Origin of the sequence: Rhodococcus sp. NPDC003318 (assembly GCF_042879035.1) — a bacterium.
Lineage (GTDB): Bacteria > Actinomycetota > Actinomycetes > Mycobacteriales > Mycobacteriaceae > Rhodococcus_G.
This window is the reverse complement of sequence record NZ_JBIAOU010000021.1, coordinates 10,274-33,112: the sequence shown is the minus strand read 5'-3', so window position 1 is coordinate 33,112 and position 22,839 is coordinate 10,274. Positions and strand designations below refer to the sequence as shown.

Sequence of the window (22,839 nt, the reverse complement as noted above, 5' to 3'; positions counted from 1 at the left end):
TGCGGCTCGAGGCGGAGCAGCGGGGTTAGGCTCGAACTGCACTTCTCAGGACACGTGATCGACAGGACCGGCACTCATGAGCAATCTCGACCCCACGCCCGGCGAGATCGTGTGCGCGAGCAGCGAGGCGCACATCCCGGAGCTGATGGATTTCCGTGAGGTGCCACTCGGTGGCCCGCGGGCGATGACGGTGCGTCGGTCGCTGCCGCAGCGGGGCCGGTCCCTGATCGGCGCGTGGTGCTTCATCGACCATTACGGACCCGACGACGTTCGGGACAGCGGAGGCATGAAGGTTGCCGGCCACCCGCACACCGGGCTTCAGACGGTGTCGTGGCTGTTCCGCGGTGAGATCGAGCACCGCGACACCACCGGTGCGCACGCGATGGTTCGGCCGCGGGAGGTCAACCTGATGACCGCCGGTTCCGGGATCGCGCACTCGGAGTTCTCCACACCCGACACCGAGATCCTGCACGGGGTCCAGCTGTGGGTGGCGCTGCCCGACGAACACCGCTTCACCGCACCGGCTTTCGAGCACTACGAGCCGCCGCTCGTCGACATCGAGGGAGCGCAGGTCTCGGTGTTCCTCGGTCAGTTGTTCGGACAGACTTCGCCGGTGCGCACCTTCACACCGCTCGTCGGTGCAGAGGTGACGATGCGGGCCGGGCAGTCGCTGAGCATCGCGCTGGACCCGACGTTCGAGCACGGCGTGATGGTCGACACCGGGTCGCTGTCGGTGGCCGGAGTGGACGCGAAGGTGGGTCAGCTGGTGTTTCTGCCCGCGGGTCCGTCGCGAGTGGAGTTGGTCGCGGGGGCGGACGGGCCGGTGCGCATCATGGTGCTCGGTGGTGAACCCTTCGGCGAGCAGATCGTCATGTGGTGGAACTTCATCGGTCGCTCCCACGACGAGGTCGCGGGGTACCGGGAGGACTGGCAGCGCGAACGCGACGAACGGCCCGCTCCCGAGGCGAGCCGCTTCGGGCCGTTCCCCGCCGCGTGGCGGGAGACGATCCCGGCCCCGGTGCTGCCCAACACCCGGCTCAAGCCACGCGGATGACCGGGCCTGTGCGCGATTTCGGTAGCCGGGGCCACCAGGGTCACGCACGGGCGCCGGAGACGCACAAATCGCGCACGGAGAATCGATGAACAGTGCCGCGGGAATGTGCCACCGACTGTGACAGGTGTCCGATTACCTGCACGGTCGCCGGAAGTGCGGGGTGGCGAAGCGTTGTCGCCCAGCACTACTCGTCCGTGACGCGGGGTTGCATCACCGCGTGGCTGTGTGAGGATGCACGAATGCTCTGCGTTGACACACAGTCGAGCGGCTCGACGTCGGTGCATGCACGCTGACACCGAACGGCTGTCCGCTGTGGTGGCTCAGCCACCGACACGTCCATGTCCGCCCGCGGGTCGCTCGCCGGCCGGTCACGTCCCCGGCAGCACCTTCGCCGCCGGTCGGTACCGCCTGCTCCACTGTTGTGGCGGTGCCCCGTCGGCGGAGTTCTGGCACGGCCGCGACGTCGTCACCGACCGCGACGTCGGACTGACCGTCCTGTGCCGGGACGAGCGCAGCGCCCTCGACGTCGACGAGGTCTTCGCCCGCACCGTGCGGATGTGCGGCGTGACCTCACCGGCACTGGCGCGCATCCTGGACATGGTCGACTGCGAGACCGGCGGCGTGGTCGTCGCCGAGTGGCAGACCAGTTGCTCCCTGGTCACCGCGGCGTCCGTGCTTCCTTCGCGCTCGGAGGCGGCCCGATCGGCGAGGCCGCTGACCGAGATCATGCGTGCCGCGCACCGGTCGGGCGCAGTCCTGGATCTCGAGCCGCCCGGACGGCTGGGCATCGGGATCCGTGGACAGCTCTACTGGCGTTTCCCGGAGCGCTGCCGGGGGTGCGGGTGAATCGGCTACGGACATCCGCGGTTTCGGTGATGCGTACTCCGGAGTGGCTCGCCGACGATCACAGTGGATACCTGTGCCTGGTGGCGGTCCGGTCCGGTGACGCGTGTTCGAACAGCACGGCCTGCGGTGTCGGGTGCTGCCGGGGAGGTCGCCTTCGTCGATTTTGCGGCACCGTTCGCGGTTGCGCTGCCCGGCCGTGGCGACTACGTGTTCGCGTACCTGCCGCATGTGGCGTTGACGGCTCGGTCGGTCGACGTTCGTGTCCTCGTCGGCTGCGCGTTGCCCGCCGAGCCGCTCACGGTGCTTCTCGGTGGCGTGCTCGAGCAGTTCGCCGAGAGCGACCTGTGTCCGGCGGGTTCCGCCGAGTTGGCCCTCGTCGAGCACGCGGTCCTGGATCTGTGCCTCGCAGTGATTCGGCAGGCGCAGGGCCGCACCGCGAAGTCCGGTGCGATCGGTAACCGGAATCGTGCCCGCGCAGTGGAGTTCGTGGAGAACAACTACACCGATCCGACGCTGACAGTCGCGAAGGTCGCGGCGTCGATGAACGTCAGTTCCCGGTATCTGCACAAGCTGTTCGAGTCGGCGCCGTACTCGGTGTACGAACTGATCAGGCGACGTCGGGTCGCGCGAAGCCTGGAACTGCTCACCGATCCCGACCACGCTCAGTTGACCGTCGGGCAGGTCGCCGTCCGGTGCGGCTTCGTCGGGTCCAGTCAGTTCGGTCGCGCGGTGCGTGACATCACGGGCGCCACGCCGCGCGCGATCCGGCGGGCCGCGGTTCCGTAGCGAGGCTCATTCGGCGTAACAGTCGCGGACGGCGAGGTCCATGGGGAACCGAACGGCGGTGTCGCCGAACAGCAGTCGGGTCGCGGTGTCGGTGGCGGCGAGGATGTCGCGGGTGGCCTGCTCGGGGTCGCGGCAGTGCACGACCACCTCGTCGTGCTGGAAGAACACCAGCTCTGCGTCGCTGCCGGCGAGCCGGCCGGTGTCGCTGCCGGCGAGGCGACGGCGAAGGTCGGCGAGGAGTGACAGTGCCCATTCGGCGGCGGTGGCCTGGACGACGAAGTTGCGTGTGAAGCGTCCCCGCGCGTGGGCGTCGCCGTGCGACCACCAGTTCGCGTCCGGTGGTGGGCAGGCGCGGCCCAGCCACGAGTGCACCACGTCGCCCCGCTCGCCGGCGCGGGCGGCGTCTTCCACGTACTGGACGGCCACCGGAAAGCGTGTGCGCAGCAACGTGAGCAGTGCGCGGGCTTCGCCTGCGGTGGCGCCGTAGAGGACGCCGAGGATCGCGACCTTCGCCTTCGCGCGGTCGCCGCCGAAGACCTCGGCGGCGACCGGGGCGTACATGTCGTCGGCGCCCGCGGCGGCCACCATCAGCGGATCGCCGGACATCGCGGCCAGGATCCGGGGTTCGAGCTGGCCGGCGTCGGCGATCACCAGGGTGTGGTCCTTCTCGGCGATCACGCTGGCGCGCACCGGTTTCGGGATCTGCAGGGCGCCGCCACCGCGACTCGCCCACCGACCCGACACCACGCCGCCGGGGACGTACACCGGCCGGAACCGGTCGCCCTCGACCCAGGCGTCGAGCCACGCCCACCCGTTCGCGGAGTGCAGTTTGGCGAGGTCGCGGTACCGCAGCAGCGGCTCGACCGCGGGGTGGTCGACGTCGCGCAGCAGCCATGCCCGCGTCGAGGCCAGTTCGACGCCGTCGCGGGCGAACGCGGCCACCACCTCCGGCTGCGACGCCGGGTTCACGCGTCGCCCGAACGCGGCGCTGACCTCGTCGGCGAGTTCCCGAAGGCGCACCGGCAGGGTGTCGGCGGGAACCCGGGGACCCAGGGCGTTCTCGAGCATGCGGCGGTGCGCGGCCGCCGAGAACGGCATCCCGGTGTGACTCATCTCCGCGGCGGCGAGGGCGCCCGCGGACTCCGCGGCGACGAGCAGGCGCAGACGGGCGTCGGAGCCGATCAGGCGCACCTGCTCGGTGTACTCGGCCAGGACCGCGTCCGGGTCGGCGGCGGGGGTGGTGTCGAACAGTCCGGGGCGCTCGTCCACCGGTGCCGGCCCGACTGCGGGTGGCAGCCCGGCCCGGGTGCGCAGGAGCGCGTCGGTGAGGGCGAGGTCGTGGCAGCGGTCCACCCGCAGGCCGGCGCGCAGCACCGTCGGGTACACCGCCGCGGTGTCCGGCCACACCCAGCGCGGGCGTTCGGGTTCGAGAGCGCGGACGGCCGCCGCCGCGTCCGGGAACACGGTCGGCTCGGCGAGGGCGGTACCGGCGTCGTCGGTGCGGACCGCGACGACCCGCTCGGGGCCCGGCGCCAACACGACTCTCACGGGGTCAGTGTGTCGGACGGGCCCGACACGAGGCGCGAGGTGTCAGCGCTCGTGCGCACCGTGCCGGATCCGCGAGCGGGGATCGGCGTAGCGCCACGTCTCGTAACCGATCATGGCGGCGAGGACCGCGGTCAGCGCGGCCAGTGTCGCCAGGGCGGGCGTGTGCCAGAGCGCCGGGATCAGCACCAGCAGCACCGCCGCCGCGAGGACGCGCGGGTAGGTGATGCTGCCGGTGGGGTAGGCCTTGAAGTACACCAGGGCCAGGAGGTAGACGGCGCCGCCGGCGAGCAGTGCGACCAGTGGCCACCCGTACAGCGGGTCGGTGAGGCGGTGGTGGTTGCCGTCCGTGACGTAGGAGAGCACCTTCTTCAGGCCCAGCGACATCATCACGACGCCCACGACCATCGGCAGGTGGGCGAAGGTGTAGCAGTGCTGGGCGATCTTGATCAGCCGGGTGCCCGCGGCGGATTCGAAGGCGTGCTCGACGGCGAGCGAGGTGACGTCGAAGTACGCCCACCACATCAGGCCGGCGACCGCCAGGCCCAGCAGGGTCGCGACGATGATCGCCCACGAGATCGGCAGTGCGGCGACGCCGATGCCGATCGAGGTGATCGATTCGCCCAACGCGATGATGACGATCAGGCCGTGCCGTTCGGCGAAGTGGCTCACCGACCGCAGCCGCCACTCGGCGCCTCCGATCATCGTGCCGAGGTAGTCGCCGGCCAGGGCCGCGAACCACATCGCGGTCTGCGCGGTTCCGGTCAACTGGGACGCGACGAGCAGGCACGTCGTCCCGATCGCCATGCTGGGCACGAACCGCAGCACCTGGCGGCGCAGTTGCGGATCGTCGGTGCTGATCACCAGGAACATCACCAGGTGCAGTGCGCGCACCACGAAGTAGGCGAGCGCGAACACCACCGGACCGGACAGTCCGTCGGGCAGGTCGACGAACGCCTCGGGGATCGTCAAGGCCACGACGAACACCGCGCCCATCGAGGCGAACGCGACCACCCGGGACACGCCCTCGTCCGCCCGGATCAGGTTCCACAGCCAGGAGTAGCCGACCCAGCTCCACCACAGCACGGCCAGGACGAGGACACCGCGGAGGAGGTTCTCCCCGGTCGGATCGTCCGCCATGAAATCGGTGACCCGGGTGAGGGCGAACACGAAGACGAGGTCGAAGAACAACTCCAGCGGCGAGACCGAGGCGCGTTCCTGGCCCTGCTGCATGCGCAACCGTCGGGGGAGGTTCATGCACACATCGTCGCAGGCGGTGGCGGTCGGTCGCAGTCCCGGTGCGAGCGATTCGGTCACCGTCGGTAAGCTTGACAATCGGATTTCGTAACCAGACCCCAGACCCGGAGGTTGATTGGCGTGGCGCTCGTCGTGCAGAAGTACGGCGGATCCTCGGTGGCATCCGCCGAGCGCATCCGACGCGTCGCCGAACGGATCGTCGAGACCAAACGCGCGGGGAACGACGTCGTGGTCGTCGTGTCCGCGATGGGCGACACCACCGACGAACTGCTCGACCTCGCCCAGCAGGTGTGCGACACGCCGCCCGCGCGCGAGATGGACATGCTGCTGACCTCGGGTGAGCGCATCTCCAACGCCCTCGTCGCGATGGCCATCCACGGCCTCGGCGAGGAGGCCCGGTCGTTCACCGGTTCGCAGGCCGGTGTCATCACCACCGGCGCGCACGGCAACGCGAAGATCATCGACGTCACCCCGGGTCGCGTCCGGGACGCGCTCGACCGCGGGTCGATCGTGCTGGTCGCCGGATTCCAGGGCGTCAGCCAGGACAGCAAGGACGTCACCACTCTCGGTCGTGGCGGCTCCGACACCACCGCCGTCGCGCTCGCCGCGGCGCTGAAGGCCGACGTCTGCGAGATCTACACCGACGTCGACGGCATCTACACCGCCGACCCACGCATCGTCTCGGACGCGCAACGCCTCGACTCCGTCTCCTTCGAGGAGATGCTCGAGATGGCTGCGTGCGGCGCGAAGGTGCTGATGCTCCGGTGCGTCGAGTACGCCCGCCGCTACAACGTGCCCGTGCACGTCCGATCCTCGTACACCACCAAGCCCGGCACCGTCGTGTCCGGATCGATGGAGGACATCCCCGTGGAAGAAGCCATCCTCACCGGCGTCGCGCACGACCGCTCCGAGGCCAAGGTCACCGTCGTCGGGCTGCCCGACGTGCCGGGATACGCGGCCAAGGTGTTCCGTGCGGTCGCCGAGGGCGAGATCAACATCGACATGGTGCTGCAGAACATCTCGAAGGTGGAGACCGGCAAGACGGACATCACCTTCACGCTGCCGAAGACGGACCTGCCCGCGGCGGTCGAGAAGCTGACCGCGCTGCAGGGCGAGATCGGCTTCACCGAGATCCTGTCCGACGACAGCATCGGCAAGGTGTCCCTCGTCGGCGCGGGCATGAAGAGCCACCCCGGCGTCACCGCCACCTTCTGCGAGGCGCTCGCCGAGGCGGGCATCAACATCGACCTGATCTCCACCTCGGAGATCCGGATCTCGGTGCTCGTCGACGATGCCGACCTCGACAACGCGGTGCGCGCGATCCACAAGGCATTCGATCTGGGCGGCGACGAGGAAGCCGTCGTCCACGCGGGAACGGGACGGTAAGACCCATGGCTTTGACTGTTGCTGTCGTCGGCGCCACCGGCCAGGTCGGTGCCGTCATGCGCACCCTGCTCGAGCAGCGCAACTTTCCCGCCGACAAGGTGCGGTTCTTCGCGTCGGCCCGTTCGGCGGGCACCACCCTGCCGTTCCGCGGACAGGACATCGTCGTCGAGGACACCGCCGCCGTGTCCGACGAGGACCTGAAGGGCATCGACATCGCGCTGTTCTCGGCCGGTGCGACCCTGTCGCGGGCGCAGGCCCCGCGGTTCGCCGCCGCCGGTGCCACCGTCATCGACAACTCGTCCGCGTGGCGCAAGGACCCCGAGGTCCCGCTCGTGGTCAGTGAGGTCAACCCGCAGGAGGCGAAGAACCCGCCCAAGGGCATCATCGCCAACCCGAACTGCACCACGATGGCCGCCATGCCCGTGCTCAAGGTCCTGCACGACGAGGCGGGGCTGCAGCGGTTGATCGTCTCCAGCTACCAGGCCGTCTCCGGCAGCGGGCTCGCCGGCGTCGAGGAACTCGCCACGCAGGTGCGGGCGGTCGCCGAGGACGCGGAGAAGCTCGTCCACGACGGGAGCGCCGTCGACTTCCCTGCGCCGAACAAGTACGTCGCGCCGATCGCGTTCGACGTCATCCCGTTGGCCGGCTCCCTCGTCGAGGACGGCAGCGGCGAAACCGACGAGGACCAGAAGCTGCGCAACGAGTCCCGCAAGATCCTCGGTATCCCGGACCTGCTCGTCAGCGGCACCTGCGTGCGCGTCCCGGTGTTCACCGGGCACTCGCTGTCGATCAACGCCGAGTTCGGCAACCCGTTGTCGGTCGAGCGGGCGAAGGAACTGCTCGCCGACGCCCCCGGCGTCGAGCTCGTCGAGGTCCCGACCCCGCTGGCCGCTGCCGGCAGCGATCCGTCGCTGGTCGGTCGCATCCGGCAGGATCCGGGTGTCCCCGGCGGACGCGGCCTCGCCCTGTTCGTCTGCGGCGACAACCTCCGTAAGGGCGCCGCGCTGAACACGATCCAGATCGCCGAGCTGCTCGTCGGCTGAGCGCCCCATCCGGACGCTCGCGGGTTCAGGGGAGGCGCAGCCGCGGGACGGACGGGTGATCCGGGAAGGTCGGTGCCGCCGGGTCGCCCAGGGCGGCGACCAGGTGGCGGGCCCATCCGGTCAGGCCGGCGACGTCGAGAGCGTGCGGCGGCGCGCCGTCGTGTGCATCGAGGAGGTCGGCACCGCGCTGCAGTGACACGATCGCGGCCGGATCACGTCGCATTGTCTGCGTGAGTCCCTCGGCGAGCAGGGTCAGACCCTGCCAGATCTCGAGTTCGTCGTCGGTGGCTGCCGCGGTCGTCCCCGCGAGCAGCACCGCGGCCTCCTCGGGTGCGTCGTGGTCGAGCAGTCGCTGCGCTTCCGTCACCGCGGCGCCTGCCGCGAAACGCGGGCGAACGTCGGTCATGATCGACACGCTAGCCCGCGCGGTCGTGTACCGGAAGGGGCTCGGGGGGTACCGGTTCGAGTCCGGGTCCGCGCAGGACCCGGCCGACGAACCCCTCGTCGAGGGCCAGTGCCTTGACGATCGTGGTCGCCGCGACGACGACCGCCGACTGCAGGAACATCCAGGTGATGGCGGTGAACACCAGGCCCAGTTCGCCGAACTTGTCCTGCGCCGACGCCGCCGCGCGGGGGAGGTAGAGCACCCCGCCGATACCCAGGATCGTCAGCCCGGCGGAGGTGAGGCCCGCCGTCGCCCACAGCACGCGGCCGGCGAGGCGTCCCTGGGTGAGCAGGTACGGGACGGCCATCCACAGGCCGAACCAGACGAGGGCCTCGCCGACGACAGCGAGCGGCGGCCCGATCCATTCGACGGTCGACACGCGGCGCACCCGCCCGAGCAGTCCGATGGCGGCGGCCACGGCGACGAGGACCGCGACCCACCGCCACCACCCGCTGAACGTCAGTGTCGGCACGCCCCAGACCTTGCCGTAGACACGACCGAGGGCGCGTGCGAAGGAGGTGCCACTGACGATGATCATCAGGACACCGATCACGCCGAACGTCGCGAACGTGGGTGGGCTCGACTCGACGGCGTTCGCGGTGGTGTGGGTGATCGAGGTCAGGGCGCCGGGGTCGATACCGAGCTGGTTCGAGAGTGTCTCCGACGCCCCGTGCAGGTTGCCGATGGTCCCCACCACGATGATCACGGGCAGGACGGAGGTGAATTCCTGCGCCGCGAGCGTCATCGCGCGGTCGGCGAGTTCGATGTCGGCGAGGCCGCCGAGTACTCGGGCCACGGTCCGGCCCGCGGTGGTCCTCCGCAGCCAGCCGTGGGCCGACTGCCTGCGGACCTCGAGCGCTTCTTTCGCCAGCGCAACCGACAGCTTCGTGGGTTTCACGGTGAACAGTGAACTCCACTCCGTCCGGGTGCGGGTCACCCCACGCGGGTGAGGCGTTGCGGCGCGGTCAGGGTTTTCTTGACTTGTTCCAGAAATGGAGCGGATACTGGACCGATGCGCGACGCAGGAACCCGCTCGGACCCTCGCACGCAGCTGCGTGCCGCGGGGTTGCGGGTGACCGCTCCGCGGGTCGCCGTCCTCAACGCGGTCGCCGCGCACCCCCACACCGACGCCGACCGGGTCGCCGCGCAGGTGCGCGCCGAACTGGGCTCGGTGTCGACGCAGGCCGTCTACGACGTGCTCAAGGCCTGTGTGAACGCCGGACTGCTCAGGCGCATCGAGCCCGCGGGATCACCGGCCCGCTACGAGACCCGCACCGGGGACAACCACCACCACCTCGTGTGCCGGGAATGCGGTGTCGTCGTCGACGTCGACTGCGTCGTCGGTCGCGCGCCGTGCCTGACCCCCTCCTCGAACGACCACGGCTTCGTCGTCGACGAAGCCGAGGTCGTGTTCTGGGGTGTGTGCGCGCAGTGCCGGGCGGAATCCGACGGGATGCCGGCCCACGAGCCGGTCCCCGAGGGCGATCACCGGTAGGCCGTGCACGCCACGAGGATCCGCGGGACCGGGACGGTGTCCATCACTGCCTCCAGGTCGATCGGGTCTTCCTTCGTGGTCGCGCGGAACGGGCGTCGGTTCTCGTGCTCTCGGCCACACCCGGGAACGCGGCGCCTGCCAGAACAGTTGAAACATACGAGGGTTGGGTTACCCCGCAACGGGGTAAGCCACAGACGTCGCACGTACACGTAGAGGAGAGATGACAATGACCAACGGTCCCATTGCCAGCACACTCGACGCGGGACAGCAGCGGATCGCGGGGGAGGCCCTGCAGGGTACCGTCGTCGATCTGATCGATCTGAGCTTGGTGGCCAAGCAGGCCCACTGGAACGTCGTGGGCCGCAACTTCCTGTCCGTGCATCCGTCGCTGGACGAATTGGTCACGACTGCACGTGAATTCACCGACGCCGCCGCGGAGCGGGCCACCGCGATCGGGGTCAGCCCCGACGGCCGCGCCGCCACGGTGGCCGCCGACGCCGGAACCACGGGCTTCGGTGCCGGCTGGACCAGCGACACCGACGTCGTCAACGCCATCGTCGAGAACCTCGCCGCGGTGATCGCCCGACTGCGGGCACGGGTCGAGGCGACCGAGAAGGCCGACGCCGTCACTCAGGACCTCCTCATCGGCATCACCGCCAAACTCGAACAGCTGCACTGGATGTGGCAGGCGCTGGCGGCCTGACAGCGCGTTCTCGTCACGACCGGAAGGGCGGCACACCACGCGGTGTGCCGCCCCTTCGTGGTGCGGATCGCGGCGGTGCGGACGTCACTCCATGAAGCGGGCCAGGAACTCGACGAGGAGTCGTTCCGCGACGGGTTCCGGCAGGGCCTCGATCAGGGCCAGGAGTTCGGCCACCGGGCCGTCCAGGCCGCCCGCCGGGTCGAGACCGACCAGGGCGAGCACGGCGGCGCAGTTCTCGCTGGTGAGGTCCTCGGTCCGGATCTGACCGGCGGCCGCGACGAAGTCCGCGGGAGCCTGCGCGCCCGGCACGCCTCGAACCCGGTCCGCGGCGGCGGTCATCGCCTCGTCGAGGTCGCCGATGACCGACTCCGTGACCGGGGTCAGCGTCACGTGGGTGGTGCGGGGCAGGACCGTGTCGTCGGACTGGGTGCGTCCCGGCTGCGGTTGCAGCACTCAGCCGAGTTCCTTCGCGGCATCGGCCCAGCGGTGCGGATCCACCCGCCGTGGCTCGGGCACCTCCGGGTCGGTGGCGACGGCGACCAGGGGGCCGGCGGGCTCCCCGACGACGCGCAGGCCCTCGATACCGTCGATCGCCTTGTGCACCTGCTCGGCAGCCCGCGCGATCCGCCCGTCAACTCGGCGAAACCGCTGCGGCCCAACGCCTGCGACACCGCCCAGCCGGCCGCGATCGGCATCACCGTCCGGGAGCCGAGCATCGTGGGGTTCACCACCGCGTATCCCGGCCAGGCGCTCGTCGCGAACCACTGGCGGCGGTGCCGGTCCCGGTCCCGGTACAGCAGCACCGACACGCCCTTCGGGGCGTAGCCGTACTTGTGCAGGTCCGCCGACAGGCTCGCCACGCCCGGCACACGCAGATCCCACGCCGGGCGGTCCTCGGCGCCCGGCCACCACGGCAGCACCCAGGCGCCGATGCAGCCGTCGACGTGCACCGGAACGTCCTGCGCCGCACACACCTTCGCGATGCCTTCGATCGGATCGAGCGCGCCGTGCGGGTACGACGGAGCGGACGCGACGACCAGTGCCACCGAGTCGTCGAGTGCGGCCGCGACGTCCTCCGGCCGCAGGCGACAGGTGTCCGGGTCGACCGGCAGCACCCGCAGTCGCAGGTCCAGATAGTGCGCCGCCTTGATGAACGCGGCGAGCGCGGTCGACCCGATCACCAGCGTCGGGCGGTCGTCGCGTCCGGTGGCCGCGCGCCAGGTGTCGCGAGCGGATTTCACGGCGAGCATGCAACTCTCGGTGCCGCCGCTGGTGACGGAGCCGACGACGCCGTCCACTCCGTCGGCGAGCACCGTCCGGGCCAGCGCGACCAGGTCTCGTTCGAGAGCCGCGACGGACGGGAAGGTGGTCGGGTCGAGGCCGTTGAGCGACTGGGCTTTCCGGGCAGCCGCGGCGGCGAGGTCGTCGAGTTCGGCGACACCGGGGTCGTAGACGTAGGACAGCAGGCGGCCACCGGACGTCGGGGCGTCCGAGGCCTGGAGCTCGTCGAGCCGGTCCAGGATCTCCCGCGGCGAGTGTTCGAACCGATGTCGGTGCCGCCGTCCGTGAACTGGACGGTGCCGGTGGCACCGGCCGGGGCGACGGTGGCGGTGATGTCGACGGCGGTGCCGGTCTTGGCGGTCGCCGGGACGCTCAGCGTCGTGGTGGTGTCGACGACAACCGGATCGGTGGTGACGTCGACGGTGCCGGCCGAGGAGGTCGACGGGTTGTGCGTCGCGTCGCCCGAGTAGACGGCGGTGATGCTGTGCGCGCCGTCGGTGGTGAAGGTGTGGTTCAGCGTCGCGGTGCCGACCGTGACCGGTGCGGTACCGAGAACCGTTGCGCCGTCACGGAACTCGACGGTTCCGGTGGCGCCGGCCGGGGCGACGGTGGCGGTGAGGTCGACGGCGGTGCCGGTCTTGGCGGTCGCCGGGACGCTCAGCGTGGTGGTGCTGTCCTCGACGGTCGGACCGGGATCGGTGACGGTGATGGTGGCGAGCGCGCCGCCACCGGCGTTCAGCGCCGCGGTGGTGGAGTCGCGCGGGGTGCACCGGGTCGGCGCGTTCTGCGTGCCGAAGAGCGAGGCCTGCGCGAGGAAGGTGTAGTAGTTCTGGTCGTTGCCGTAGGTCGCGGCGCTGCCGGCGGTACGGATCTTGGGTGTGATCACGCCGGCGGCGTTGGCTGTCACGGTGACGTCGATGGCGGGAAGGCGGAACCAGCTCGAGCCGTCGGACGTCGTGGCGCCGTTGAGATCCTTCTTCAGCTTGTCGGCCCGAATGCCGCCCACCGTGCTCGTGCTGTTCGTGCCACCGTTCGCGATGACCTCGTTGTTGCCGGACACGCGGAGGATGGTGCCCGCGGCGTCGGCGGCGCCCGCGGTGTTCACCCGGATCACGCTCGGTGCGACACCGACGGCGCCTCCCGAGGTGTTGGTGTTGATGTTCACCGCGGTACCCGGGACGATCGCCGCACTGACGAACGTGGCGTTGTCCGGAATCTCGTAGTCCAGTTTGAATCGGGACAGGCCGATCGTGGTGGCGCCCGAGTCGCTGTTCGGGAAGGACGAGCCGTTGGGCTGCACCCGGTAGGTGAACGTCTCGCCCGCGTTGACCGACGCCGGTGCTCGACCGTCGTGCCGGAGGCCGACGTCTTGTCGACGGCGATGACGGAACTGGCCTTGCAGGTGTTGTTGAACGGGAGTGTGGTCACCGCGGCACCAGCTGGTGCCGCGGTGAAGATCATGCCTGCGACGACCGCGGCCGAGGTGACCGTGACCGCGATCTGTCGCGCTGTTGGTGTGGGCATCGAGTCTCCTTGCGCCCCTCCGGGATGGCTGGATGGGGCCCTCTGCGGAATGAAGTTCACGACACCATGCCAGCAAAAGTAAGAACTCGTTGCAGTTTGGTGAATATATTTGGTCGGACGTCCGAGTTGGTCGTGGGGCGTGCGCCCGGGCCGTAAGGGTAAGCCTCTACCTGCGCTTGAGAGTTCGAGAGATCGAGATCCGGGCTGAGTCCTCCGCCGAAAAGGGGAGTCGCCGGCCGCCGAAATGGAACGCGTTCATCGTTCGGTTCCGCCGTCGCCCCTGCGCTTGGCGCACCGCGCCGTCGACGGCCTGGGACGGGAAGGTGCCGATCGGAAGGCTCCTCGGATCGACGCGTGGCGTCCACTGTGCACTGCCGCACCGAGCACGAGCCCTGCGGGTCCGGCCGAGCGCGGATAGCCTCGGTGCATGCGAATCAAGATGTGCGGTATCCACGTCATCGATCCCGCTGCTGCGTTCGACTTCTACACGAAGACACTCGGGTTCGAGGAACTGCTTGCGATGCCCGACCACAACCTCTTCATCGTGAAGTCGCCGCAGGACCCCGACGGGGTCGGTCTGCTCCTCGAGCCCAGTGACAATCCGATCGCGACCGCGTATAGGGAGGGCGTGTACGGGCTCGGGCTGCCGACCATCGTCTTCGGGGTGCCCGACGTGCGCGCGGAGTACGACAGGCTGATCGGGCTCGGTGTCCGCTTCACCGGTGAGCCGACCACCGACCCGTCCGGTGCCTCGGCCGTCTTCGACGACACCTGCGGCAATCTCGTCCAGATTCACCAGGACTGACCGCAAACGACGAGAGGCTCCATCCGAATCAATCGGATGGAGCCTCTCGACACTGTCGGGGTGGCGGGATTTGAACCCACGACCTCTTCGTCCCGAACGAAGCGCGCTACCAAGCTGCGCCACACCCCGTGTCTTGCTCGCTCCCCGTTCCCGGGCAGCCAGCAAAGCTTAGCGTACGACAGCCGAAGAACGCGAAACGCCTGGTTGAACCCCCTGTTTTGGGCCTTTGTCGGGTGTCGGGACGAGCGTCAGCAGTGTCGCTTCGGGCCGGCAGCAGAACCGGGCAGGCGCGTACGGCGAGGTGCCGATGCCGGCGGAGACGTGCAGTTGCATGTGGGCGCCCCAGCGGGACGGGCCCTTCACCCGAGACCGGTCCAGCTGGCAGTTCGTCACCAGCGCGCCGTACAGGGGCAGGCACAGCTGGCCACCGTGCGTGTGGCCGGCGAGCACCAGGTCGTAGCCGTCGTCGGCGAACCGGTCCAGGACCCGCGGCTCCGGCGAATGGGTGATCCCGAGCTTCAGGTTCGCCATCGGGTTCGGGGTTCCGGCGATGGTGTCGTAGCGGTCCCGCTTCAGGTGCGGATCGTCCACGCCCGCCGTCGCGATCCGGACACCGGCCACCTCGAGTTCGCGCCGGGTGTGCGTCACGTCCAGCCAGCCGCGCTCGGTGAACGCGGCCCGTAGGTCCTGCCACGGCAGCGGCTCACCGAACGTCCGCTTGTGCTCCTTCCTGAAGTACTTGAACGGGTTCTTCGGCTTCGGAGCGAAGTAGTCGTTGCTGCCGAAGACGAACAGGCCGGGGCGGGACAGCAGACCACTGAGCGACTGCACGACCGCCGGCACCGCGCGCTGGTGCGACAGGTTGTCGCCGGTGTTGACGACGAGGTCCGGTTCGAGCCGGTCCAGCTCCCGCAGCCAGTTCTGCTTGAGCTTCTGGCCCGGCATCATGTGCAGGTCGCTCAGGTGCAGGACCCTCAGGGTCGACGAGCCCGGCTCGAGCACCGGCATCGTCACCTCACGCAGGGTGAAGGCGTTCCGCTCGATCAGCGAGGCATAGCCGATGCCGAGGGCCGCGGCACCCGCGAGTCCGACGGCGGTTCCGCGAAGGGCAGTGCGTGGGTTGTCAAACACCAATTCAGGATACGCAGCGCACGCAATCGACATGCGCGTCGCCGGTGCGGGCGCGTAGCGTTCGAAACCATGTCCGACTCCACAGCCACCCTCAAATCCACCCTCCGTGCCGACATGACGGCCGCGATGAAGGCCAAGGACACCCTGCGTCTGCAGACGCTGCGGATGGTCCTCGCCGCGATCCAGACCGAAGAGGTCTCCGGCAAGGAAGCCCGCGAACTGACCGACGACGACGTCCTCAAGGTGCTTGCCAAGGAGTCCAAGAAGCGCGGCGAGGCTGCCGAGATCTACACCGAGAACGGCCGCGGCGAACTGGCCGCGAACGAGCGGGCGGAAGCGCAGATCATCGACGAGTACCTGCCGACACCGCTCACCGACGCCGAACTCGCCGATGTCGTCGACACCGCGCTCGCGCAGGTCGCCGAGCAGATCGGTGAGCGGCCGGGCATGAAGCAGATGGGTCAGGTCATGAAGGCGGCCACGACCCTGGCCGCGGGCAAGGCCGACGGTTCCCGGATCTCGAAGGCCGTCAAGGACCGCCTCTAGCGGCTGCGCCGTGAGTCCTTCCGGTCCGCAGGAGGGCCGGAAGGACTCACGGGGCGATCACCGGGGTAGCGGGAGCGGCGGAAGTGCGGGCAGTCCGGGTACCTGGATCTGGACCTGCCCTGGCGCGTTCGGCGTCGCCGGGGTGGCGGTCGCGGCCGGGGCCTGCCGGAGCGTCCCGTCGCTGACGTAGAGCGTCACCGACGATCCGGGGACCGCCGACCCGGCCGGCGACGAACTGAGCACCGTGCCCTTCTCGCCGTCACCCGCGGTCGTGACCGCGTTGACGCCGAACCCGGCCGCCTTCAACGCGGCCGTCGCCTGCGCCTCGCTCATCCCCGCGACGTTCGGAACCTGCGCGTTCTGCGAGCCACGCTGGTACTTCGGGTCGATCGGGGGCAGCGACGTCGGTCCCCAGTCCGCGACGATCGGGGCCATCGCCTTGTACCACGCCTGCGCCGGCTCGTTACCGCCGTAGACGTTGCCGTCCCCGCACTGACGCAGCGGCGACGTACAGATCTCCCGCGGAGTCGGGGAGTCCGCGTACACGTACACCGCAGCGGCGAGGTTGTTGGTGAAGCCCATGAACGCCGACGACATGTGGGACTCGGTGGTGCCGGTCTTGCCGGACATCGGCAGCTTCCAGCCGACCGAGCCTGCCGCGGCCGCGGACGTGCCGCCCGCCTGGTCGTCCTTGCTCATCGCGTTCGCGAGGGTGTCCGCCAGGCCCGGCTCGACGACCTGCTCGCACGCCTCCTGGGTGATCGGCACCGGCTTGCCGTTGCGGTCGTAGATCGAGTCGATCGGGGTCGGCGGGCACCACTTGCCGTGCGACGCGAGCGTCGCGGCGACGTTGGACAGTTCGAGCGGGTTGATCCACGTCGGGCCGAGCGTGAACGACCCGAGGTTCTGCGACTTCTGCATGTCGGCCATCGACTGGCCGTCGCCGTAGCCGGACGTCCCGGGCTGCGCGTACGACCGCATGCCGAGGCGCACCGCCATGTCGACCGTCGGGGCCACACCCACCGACTCGATGAGCTTGACGAACGCGGTGTTCGGCGACTGCGCGAGCGCGTCGGTGACGGACAGCGCCGCCGGGTAGTTCCCCGCGTTCTGGACGCAGTACGTGGCGGCCGGGCAGCCCTGGGCGCCGCCGTTGCCCATGCCCTTGACGTCGACCCGGCTCGGCACCTGCAGGATCGCATTGGTTCCGAGGCCCTTCTCCATCGCCGCGGCGGTGGTGAAGACCTTGAAGATCGAGCCGGCGCCGCTGCCGACCAGAGAGTACGGCTGCGGCTGGACGGTTTCGTTGATCTCGCCGTTGAGGCCGTAGTTGCGGCTGCTGCTCATCGCGAGGATGCGGTGCTGGTCCTGACCGGGCTGCACGACGTTCATCACCTCGGCGACGCCGTTGACGTCGGGTCTCGCCGTCGCCGTCAGTGCTGCGTGCGCGGAGTCCTGGACGGTCGGGTCGAGCGTCGTCTTGATCAGCATGCCGCCCTTCTCCACCTGCTCACGACTGATGCCGGCGTTGGCGAGGTACTGCAACGCGTAATCGCAGAAGAACCCGCGGTCACCCGCGGCGATGCACCCGCGGGGGAGCGACTTCGGTTCCGGCAGCACGCCGAGGGGTTCCTCCTTGGCGGCGCGGATCTCGTCGGCGCGCTCCGGGATGTTGACGATCATCGTGTCGAGCACGGTGTTGCGGCGCTCGAGCACACCCTCCGGGTTGGTGTACGGGTTCAGCGCCGAACTCGACTGGACCATGCCCGCGAGCATCGCGGACTGGGTCAGGTTCAGGTCCTTGGCGTCCACGCCGAAGTAGGTCTGGGCCGCGTCCTGGATGCCGAAGGAGGAGTTTCCGAACGGGACGAGGTTGAGGTACCGGGTGAGGATCTCGTCCTTCGTGAGCTTCTTGTCCAGCGTCAACGCCATCCGGATCTCACGGATCTTGCGGGCCGGGGTCGTCTCGATGGCGGCGCGGCGCTCGGCGTCGGTCTTGGCGACCACGAGCAGCTGGTAGTTCTTCACGTACTGCTGGTCGATCGTCGACGCGCCCTGCTCGACCTGGCCGCTCGTGGTGTTGGTGAGGAACGCGCGGACGGTGCCCTGCCAGTCGACACCCTGGTGGTCGGCGAACCGGCGGTCCTCGACGGACACGATCGACAACTTCATGTCGTTGGAGATCTGGTCGCTCGGTACCTCGAACCGCCGCTGTTCGTACAGCCAGGCGATCGGGTTGCCCTTGACGTCGACCATGGTCGACACTGCCGGTACGTCGCCCTCGACGAGTTCGGCGGAGACGTTGTCGACGGTGTCGGCGGCTCGGTTCGACATGATGCCGAATCCGCCGGCCAACGGGAACATCACGCCGGCGAGGAGGGCTCCGGCGAGCGCCGTGCATCCGGCTAGCTTCGCGACTGTCTTTGCGATGGGCACTGTGACAGGGTACGTGCCCCCGAGCGCTGTCCGGCTGGCGCGATGCGGGAGTCGGGGCGAGGGTCATCCGACCTGGATGCACGTCCGTGCCAAAAAGTGGGATGCGGATCTTGCGCGGAGCGTTATACATTGCCTAAATTGTGATCCAGTGTGATTGAGGTAACACTAGATCGGGAATGTGTTGCGCAACGCTCATGATACGGCCGCGCAGTCACTTCCACGAGCGTCAGCGAGGGCGACGCTCGAACTGCAGGAGGGGCAGAAGAAGATGACCGTGACCACCCCGGGGCACCGGTTGGACGTAGAAGAGGCCGAGGCCCGAATTGCATGGGTAACGCAGGCAAGATGCCGCGCGGTCGACCCTGATCAGCTGTTCGTTCGCGGCGCTGCGCAGCGCAAGGCCGCGACCATCTGCCGGCACTGCCCGGTGCTGATGCAGTGCGGTGCCGACGCGCTGGACAACAGGGTCGAATTCGGAGTGTGGGGCGGCATGACGGAGCGTCAGCGCCGCGCGCTCCTCAAGCAGCATCCGGAGGTCGAGTCCTGGGCGGACTTCTTCGCCGCTCAGCGAAGTCAGGCGTCTGTCGTCTGAATCGCTGTCATTCGAACGGACTAACTTCGGCCACCGGTCGGGATCCTGCGCGGGTTCCGGCCGGTGGTCGTCGGCGTCCGGGGCACTCCCCGTCGGGGGGTGCCACTCGCAGGAGTATGCTTGCCGATAGGCAAATAAATTCTGTGAGGTGACGATGGCAGAAACTCCGGACGAGATCACCCGGCTCAAGATCGTGCTCGCCCGGATCTCCCGCTTCGTCGACAAGCAGGTGTCCGGGGACGGGCTCACCCGCACGCAACTGTCCGTGCTCGGCAGCGTGGCCCGTCTGGGCCCCCTCGGGGTCGGCGCACTCGCCGACACCGAGGGCATGAACCCGACGATGCTGTCGAGGGTGATCGGCAAGCTCGAGGGCGACGGCCTGCTCGCCCGCACGGCCGACCCGGACGACCGGCGCGCGGTCCGCGTCCAGGTCACCGATGCCGGCGCCGAACTGCACCGCCGACTGCGCAGCGAACGCACCCAGCTGTTCGCCGACGCCCTCGACAGGCTCCCGGAACGCGACGCCGATGCGCTGCGCACCGTGCTCCCCGCACTCGAGGCACTGGCTCGCGAGATCGCGATGCTCAGCCGGTGACCGCGCTCGCCGACTTCCGCCGCGACACCTTCGCCTCGCTGAACAACCACAACTTCCGCCGCTACTTCGGTGGCCAGGCGGTGTCGTTGATCGGCACCTGGATGCAGAGCGTCGCCCAGTCCTGGCTGGTCCTCGAACTCACCGGATCGGGTACCGCGCTCGGATCGGTGGTCGCCCTGCAGATGCTGCCGGTGCTGCTGTTCGGGCCCTACGGTGGCGTCATCGCCGACCGCCTCGACAAGCGCAGGCTGATGATCGGCCTGCAGTCGATGATGGGCGTCCTTGCCCTGGTTCTCGCGCTGTTGACGATCACCGACACCGTCGAGTTGTGGCACGTCTACGTGCTCGCGTTCCTGCTCGGCCTGGGCAACAGCTTCGAGAACCCGGCCCGGCAGTCCTTCGTGCTCGAGATGGTCGGCCCCGAGGACCTGCGCAACGCCGTCAGCCTCAACTCGGTGCTCGTCAACGCCGCCCGCGCGATCGGTCCCGCCGTCGCCGGCATCGTCATCGCCGCCGGCGGTCTCGGCATCTGCTTCCTGGTCAACGCCGTCAGCTTCGTCGCGGTCGTGGTGTCTCTCGTGCGCCTGGACGTCGCCGCGTTGCGACCCTCGCCGGCCGCACCGCGTCGACCGGGACAGCTGCGGGAAGGACTGCGCTACGTCGCGCACACCCCGACCCTGCTGGTTCCCCTGGTGATGATGGCGCTCGTCGGCTGCCTGGCGTACGAATTCCAGGTGGTCCTGCCGGTGCTCGCCAGCGACACCTTCGGCGGCGACGCCAGCGTCTACGGGTTCATGACCGCCGCGATGGGTCTCGGCGCCGTCGTCGGCGGCCTCTTCGTCGCCGCCCGCGGACGCACCGGGATCCCGGCACTGATCGGGGCGTCCGCGCTGTTCGGTGTCGTGATCGCCGCCACGGCGCTCGCTCCGAGCATGTGGCTGGCGCTCGCGGCCCTCGTCCTGGTGGGCGCCGCCAGCGTCGGATTCATGTCGACCGGCAACAGCACACTCCAACTCGAGGCCGAGCCGCGGATGCGCGGCCGGGTGATGGCGCTGTGGTCGGTCGCGTTCATGGGGTCCACACCGATCGGCGGTCCGATCGCCGGCGCCGTCGCCGAGGAGTTCGGCGGCCGGGCGGCCCTGCTGATGGGCGCGGCCGCCTGTCTGGTCGCGGCTGGCATCGGTGCGTTGGTCGTACGCAGGTACCGCCGGGCGCAGCCCGGGACCGAGCCGACCGGTCCGGCGGGTCAGCCGCGCCCGGTGAGCTGATCGGCGACCGCCCGCAACGCCGCCAGGTCCGACACCTCGAACGGCAGTGACGGCACCCCGACCACCGGCACCCGCGGATGTGCGCTGGTGAACCGGCCGAGCAACCGCAGCTCGCGCTGGGCGGTCCGGGCGCGTTCGGCGTGAATGCGCAGCACCGCCGCCGCCACGGGGTGTTCACCCCGTTCCCGGAGCAGGTCCGCGGCGGCGACCGCGTGGTCGGCGGGCAGGGCGCTGAGCGTCGGATGGGTGCGGTTGAGGACCAGACCCGACAGCGGCATCCCCTCCGAGGTCAGGCGTTCGACGAAGAACGACGCCTCCCGCAGCGCGTCGGGCTCGGCGGCGGCCACCACGAAGAAGTGCGTGCCCGGGGCCCTCAGCAGCTCGTACGTGTGCGCAGCGCGTTCGCGGAAGCCACCGAACATCGACTCGAACGACTGCACGAACGCCGACGCGTCGGACAGCATCTGGCTGCCGACGATCGTCGAGACCGCCCGCAGGGCCAACCCCATCGCGCCGGTGACCAGCCGTCCGATGCCGCGGCCGGGCGCCGACAGCAACCGGATCATCCGGCCGTCGAGGAACGTGCCGAGCCGCTGCGGCGCGTCGAGGAAGTCCAGCGCGTTGCGCGACGGCGGTGTGTCCACGACCACCAGGTCCCACTCGCTGCTGGCGGCCAGCTGCCCCAGCTTTTCCATGGCCATGTACTCCTGTGTCCCGGAGAACGAGGTGGCCACGGTCTGATAGAAGGGGTTCCCCAGGATCTGCTGGGCTTTCTCCGGCGACGAGTGCTCGAGCACCATGTCGTCGAAGGTGCGGCGCATGTTCAGCATCATCGCGTGCAGTTCCCCCGTCGCGCCGGGCGCGAGCTGCACCGGCTGCGGGGTGTTGTCCAGGTCCTGCACGCCGAGCGCCTGCGCCAGGCGGCGCGCGGGGTCGATCGTCAACACCACCACCCGCCGGCCCTCCTCGGCGGCGCGCAACGCCATCGACGCGGCCGTCGTGGTCTTGCCGACGCCCCCGGACCCGCAGCACACCACGATCCGCGACTCCGGGTCGGTGAGGATCGCGTCCACGTCCACCGTCGTCATCGGACGCCCTGTTCCGCGAGCTGCTCCGCGAGCTCGTAGAGGCCGCCGAGGTCGACGCCGTCGGTCAGCGCGGTCAGGTGCAGCCGCGCGACGTCGAGTTTGTCGAGTACCACGGCGCTGGCGTCCTGCGCGGCAAGAGTCGCGGCATGCTCGATCGTCTCGGTGAGCAGTCCCGCGAAGTCGCTGTCGGACAGCGTGATCCCTGCGGCGTCGAGCCCGGCCCGGACCGCGTCGGCGTCGACGGTGCCGGCGGCTGCCGCCGCCATCGTGTCCGGCCGCAGGTACGCGGTGCCGGACCGGTTGACGATGACGGTGCCCAGGCGCAGGTCCGCCACCTCCAGTTCCTCCACGGCGTCGGCGGTCTCCTGCACCGGCAGCGCCTCGAGCAGCGTCACCAGGTGCACCATCGTCTCGTCGGAGTGCAGCAGCCGCACCACGCCCTCCGACTGCGAGTGCACCGGTCCGCCCTTGGCCAGGTCGGACATCGCCTTCGTCACGTCCAGGAAGCTGCTGATCCGGCCGGTCGGCGGGGAATCGACCACCACCTCGTCGTAGACCGGCACACCGCCCCGGTCCTTGCGGACCACGCACTCCTTGATCTTGCCGGTGACCAGGACGTCACGCAGGCCCGGTGCGAGGGTGGTCGCGAACTCGATCGCCCCCATCCGCTTCATCGCGCGGCCGGCGAAGCCGAGGTTGTAGAACATGTCGAGGTACTCGAGGAACGCCGTCTCGATGTCGAGCGCCAGCGCGACCACCTCACCGCCCCCGTCCGCCGACGCGACCTTGGTCTCCGTCGGCGGCAGCGGCGGGATGTCGAAGAGCTGCGCGATGCCCTGGCGCCCCTCGACCTCGACGAGCAGCACCCGCCGCCCGCCGGCGGCCAGCGCCAGCGCCAGCGCCGCGGCGACCGTGGATTTTCCGGTGCCGCCCTTGCCGGACACGAAGTGCAGGCGGGCCTTGTCCGCCTTGGCCGGCCACTCGAAGGCGGGTGTGTTCGCAGGTGCTGCCAC

20 protein-coding genes, 1 tRNA gene and 2 pseudogenes are annotated in these 22,839 nt (G+C 69.7%); 12 read left to right on the top strand and 11 right to left on the bottom strand.

What is annotated here, in order from left to right; genetic code table 11:
• The first annotated feature begins 76 nt into the window (after positions 1-76).
• The 3 genes from ACFYVR_RS23015 (at position 77) to ACFYVR_RS23005 (ending at position 2,686) form a co-directional block, all read left to right on the top strand.
• On the top strand, positions 77-1,054 hold the full coding sequence (locus ACFYVR_RS23015; RefSeq protein ID WP_387477512.1) for a pirin family protein: 978 nt from the start codon (positions 77-79) through the stop codon (positions 1,052-1,054).
• Positions 1,055-1,336: 282 nt separating this feature from the next.
• The gene (locus ACFYVR_RS23010; RefSeq protein WP_387477510.1) at positions 1,337-1,900 is read left to right on the top strand and encodes a hypothetical protein; all 564 of its coding nucleotides are present in this window, start codon (positions 1,337-1,339) and stop codon (positions 1,898-1,900) included.
• A 126-nt stretch (positions 1,901-2,026) separates the two neighbouring features.
• The gene (locus tag ACFYVR_RS23005) at positions 2,027-2,686 is read left to right on the top strand and encodes a helix-turn-helix transcriptional regulator (RefSeq protein ID WP_387477508.1); all 660 of its coding nucleotides are present in this window, start codon (positions 2,027-2,029) and stop codon (positions 2,684-2,686) included.
• Positions 2,687-2,692: 6 nt separating this feature from the next.
• Here ACFYVR_RS23005 and ACFYVR_RS23000 read toward each other — a convergent pair whose 3' ends face one another.
• Together ACFYVR_RS23000 and ACFYVR_RS22995 are read right to left on the bottom strand one after the other, a co-directional pair.
• Positions 2,693-4,234, bottom strand: coding sequence for a bifunctional 3'-5' exonuclease/DNA polymerase (locus ACFYVR_RS23000; RefSeq protein ID WP_387477506.1), 1,542 nt, complete (start codon positions 4,232-4,234; stop codon positions 2,693-2,695).
• 42 nt (positions 4,235-4,276) lie between these two features.
• Complete coding sequence (locus ACFYVR_RS22995) at positions 4,277-5,488, bottom strand: low temperature requirement protein A (protein WP_387477503.1); 1,212 nt, start codon at positions 5,486-5,488, stop codon at positions 4,277-4,279.
• A 120-nt stretch (positions 5,489-5,608) separates the two neighbouring features.
• Between ACFYVR_RS22995 and ACFYVR_RS22990 the strand changes: the two genes are divergently transcribed.
• A complete protein-coding gene (locus ACFYVR_RS22990) occupies positions 5,609-6,874 on the top strand; it encodes an aspartate kinase (protein ID WP_387477500.1) in 1,266 nt (421 codons plus the stop codon).
• 5 nt (positions 6,875-6,879) lie between these two features.
• Positions 6,880-7,917: an aspartate-semialdehyde dehydrogenase gene (locus tag ACFYVR_RS22985; RefSeq protein ID WP_387477498.1), complete on the top strand. Its 1,038-nt coding sequence runs from the start codon at positions 6,880-6,882 to the stop codon at positions 7,915-7,917.
• A 25-nt stretch (positions 7,918-7,942) separates the two neighbouring features.
• On the opposite strand, the gene ACFYVR_RS22980 is transcribed toward ACFYVR_RS22985, so the two are convergent.
• Together ACFYVR_RS22980 and ACFYVR_RS22975 are read right to left on the bottom strand one after the other, a co-directional pair.
• On the bottom strand, positions 7,943-8,323 hold the full coding sequence (locus ACFYVR_RS22980; RefSeq protein ID WP_387477496.1) for a DUF309 domain-containing protein: 381 nt from the start codon (positions 8,321-8,323) through the stop codon (positions 7,943-7,945).
• Between the two features lie 10 nt (positions 8,324-8,333).
• A complete protein-coding gene (locus tag ACFYVR_RS22975; protein WP_387477494.1) occupies positions 8,334-9,260 on the bottom strand; it encodes a hypothetical protein in 927 nt (308 codons plus the stop codon).
• 114 nt (positions 9,261-9,374) lie between these two features.
• Between ACFYVR_RS22975 and ACFYVR_RS22970 the strand changes: the two genes are divergently transcribed.
• Both ACFYVR_RS22970 and ACFYVR_RS22965 read left to right on the top strand, forming a co-directional pair.
• Positions 9,375-9,857 (top strand): Fur family transcriptional regulator, encoded by a 483-nt coding sequence (locus tag ACFYVR_RS22970; protein WP_387477492.1) that lies wholly within the window; start codon positions 9,375-9,377, stop codon positions 9,855-9,857.
• Positions 9,858-10,083: 226 nt separating this feature from the next.
• Positions 10,084-10,560 (top strand): Dps family protein, encoded by a 477-nt coding sequence (locus ACFYVR_RS22965; protein ID WP_387477490.1) that lies wholly within the window; start codon positions 10,084-10,086, stop codon positions 10,558-10,560.
• An 84-nt stretch (positions 10,561-10,644) separates the two neighbouring features.
• Here the strand turns inward: ACFYVR_RS22965 and ACFYVR_RS22960 are convergent.
• Positions 10,645-12,083, bottom strand: a pseudogene (locus ACFYVR_RS22960) (pyridoxal phosphate-dependent decarboxylase family protein).
• Positions 12,084-12,262: 179 nt separating this feature from the next.
• A pseudogene (locus ACFYVR_RS22955) lies at positions 12,263-12,727 on the bottom strand (Ig-like domain-containing protein); the annotation flags it as partial.
• Between the two features lie 1,065 nt (positions 12,728-13,792).
• Here ACFYVR_RS22955 and ACFYVR_RS22950 point away from each other — a divergent pair.
• Positions 13,793-14,170 (top strand): VOC family protein, encoded by a 378-nt coding sequence (locus ACFYVR_RS22950; RefSeq protein WP_387477487.1) that lies wholly within the window; start codon positions 13,793-13,795, stop codon positions 14,168-14,170.
• Positions 14,171-14,225: 55 nt separating this feature from the next.
• Here ACFYVR_RS22950 and ACFYVR_RS22945 read toward each other — a convergent pair.
• Positions 14,226-14,299: transfer RNA gene (locus ACFYVR_RS22945), tRNA-Pro, on the bottom strand.
• Positions 14,300-14,338: 39 nt separating this feature from the next.
• Complete coding sequence (locus ACFYVR_RS22940) at positions 14,339-15,334, bottom strand: metallophosphoesterase (RefSeq protein WP_387477485.1); 996 nt, start codon at positions 15,332-15,334, stop codon at positions 14,339-14,341.
• A 36-nt stretch (positions 15,335-15,370) separates the two neighbouring features.
• On the opposite strand from ACFYVR_RS22940, the gene ACFYVR_RS22935 reads away from it, so the two are divergent.
• Complete coding sequence (locus ACFYVR_RS22935) at positions 15,371-15,847, top strand: GatB/YqeY domain-containing protein (protein ID WP_387477483.1); 477 nt, start codon at positions 15,371-15,373, stop codon at positions 15,845-15,847.
• Between the two features lie 57 nt (positions 15,848-15,904).
• Here ACFYVR_RS22935 and ACFYVR_RS22930 read toward each other — a convergent pair whose 3' ends face one another.
• On the bottom strand, positions 15,905-18,283 hold the full coding sequence (locus ACFYVR_RS22930; protein ID WP_387477481.1) for a penicillin-binding protein: 2,379 nt from the start codon (positions 18,281-18,283) through the stop codon (positions 15,905-15,907).
• 268 nt (positions 18,284-18,551) lie between these two features.
• Here ACFYVR_RS22930 and ACFYVR_RS22925 point away from each other — a divergent pair, with 268 nt between their 5' ends.
• From ACFYVR_RS22925 to ACFYVR_RS22915, 3 genes are all read left to right on the top strand, one after another.
• Positions 18,552-18,875 carry a WhiB family transcriptional regulator gene (locus ACFYVR_RS22925; RefSeq protein WP_387477479.1) on the top strand — a complete coding sequence of 108 codons (324 nt, stop codon included), beginning with the start codon at positions 18,552-18,554 and terminating at the stop codon, positions 18,873-18,875.
• A gap of 154 nt (positions 18,876-19,029) precedes the next feature.
• Positions 19,030-19,470 carry a MarR family winged helix-turn-helix transcriptional regulator gene (locus tag ACFYVR_RS22920; protein WP_387477476.1) on the top strand — a complete coding sequence of 147 codons (441 nt, stop codon included), beginning with the start codon at positions 19,030-19,032 and terminating at the stop codon, positions 19,468-19,470.
• Positions 19,467-20,738, top strand: coding sequence for an MFS transporter (locus tag ACFYVR_RS22915; protein ID WP_387477474.1), 1,272 nt, complete (start codon positions 19,467-19,469; stop codon positions 20,736-20,738). Before ACFYVR_RS22920 ends, ACFYVR_RS22915 begins: the two co-directional genes overlap by 4 nt.
• Here ACFYVR_RS22915 and ACFYVR_RS22910 read toward each other — a convergent pair.
• Positions 20,717-21,826 (bottom strand): ArsA family ATPase, encoded by a 1,110-nt coding sequence (locus ACFYVR_RS22910; RefSeq protein WP_387477472.1) that lies wholly within the window; start codon positions 21,824-21,826, stop codon positions 20,717-20,719. The genes ACFYVR_RS22915 and ACFYVR_RS22910 overlap by 22 nt on opposite strands.
• Positions 21,823-22,839: an ArsA-related P-loop ATPase gene (locus ACFYVR_RS22905; protein ID WP_387477470.1), complete on the bottom strand. Its 1,017-nt coding sequence runs from the start codon at positions 22,837-22,839 to the stop codon at positions 21,823-21,825. The genes ACFYVR_RS22910 and ACFYVR_RS22905 overlap by 4 nt, the downstream gene beginning before the upstream one ends.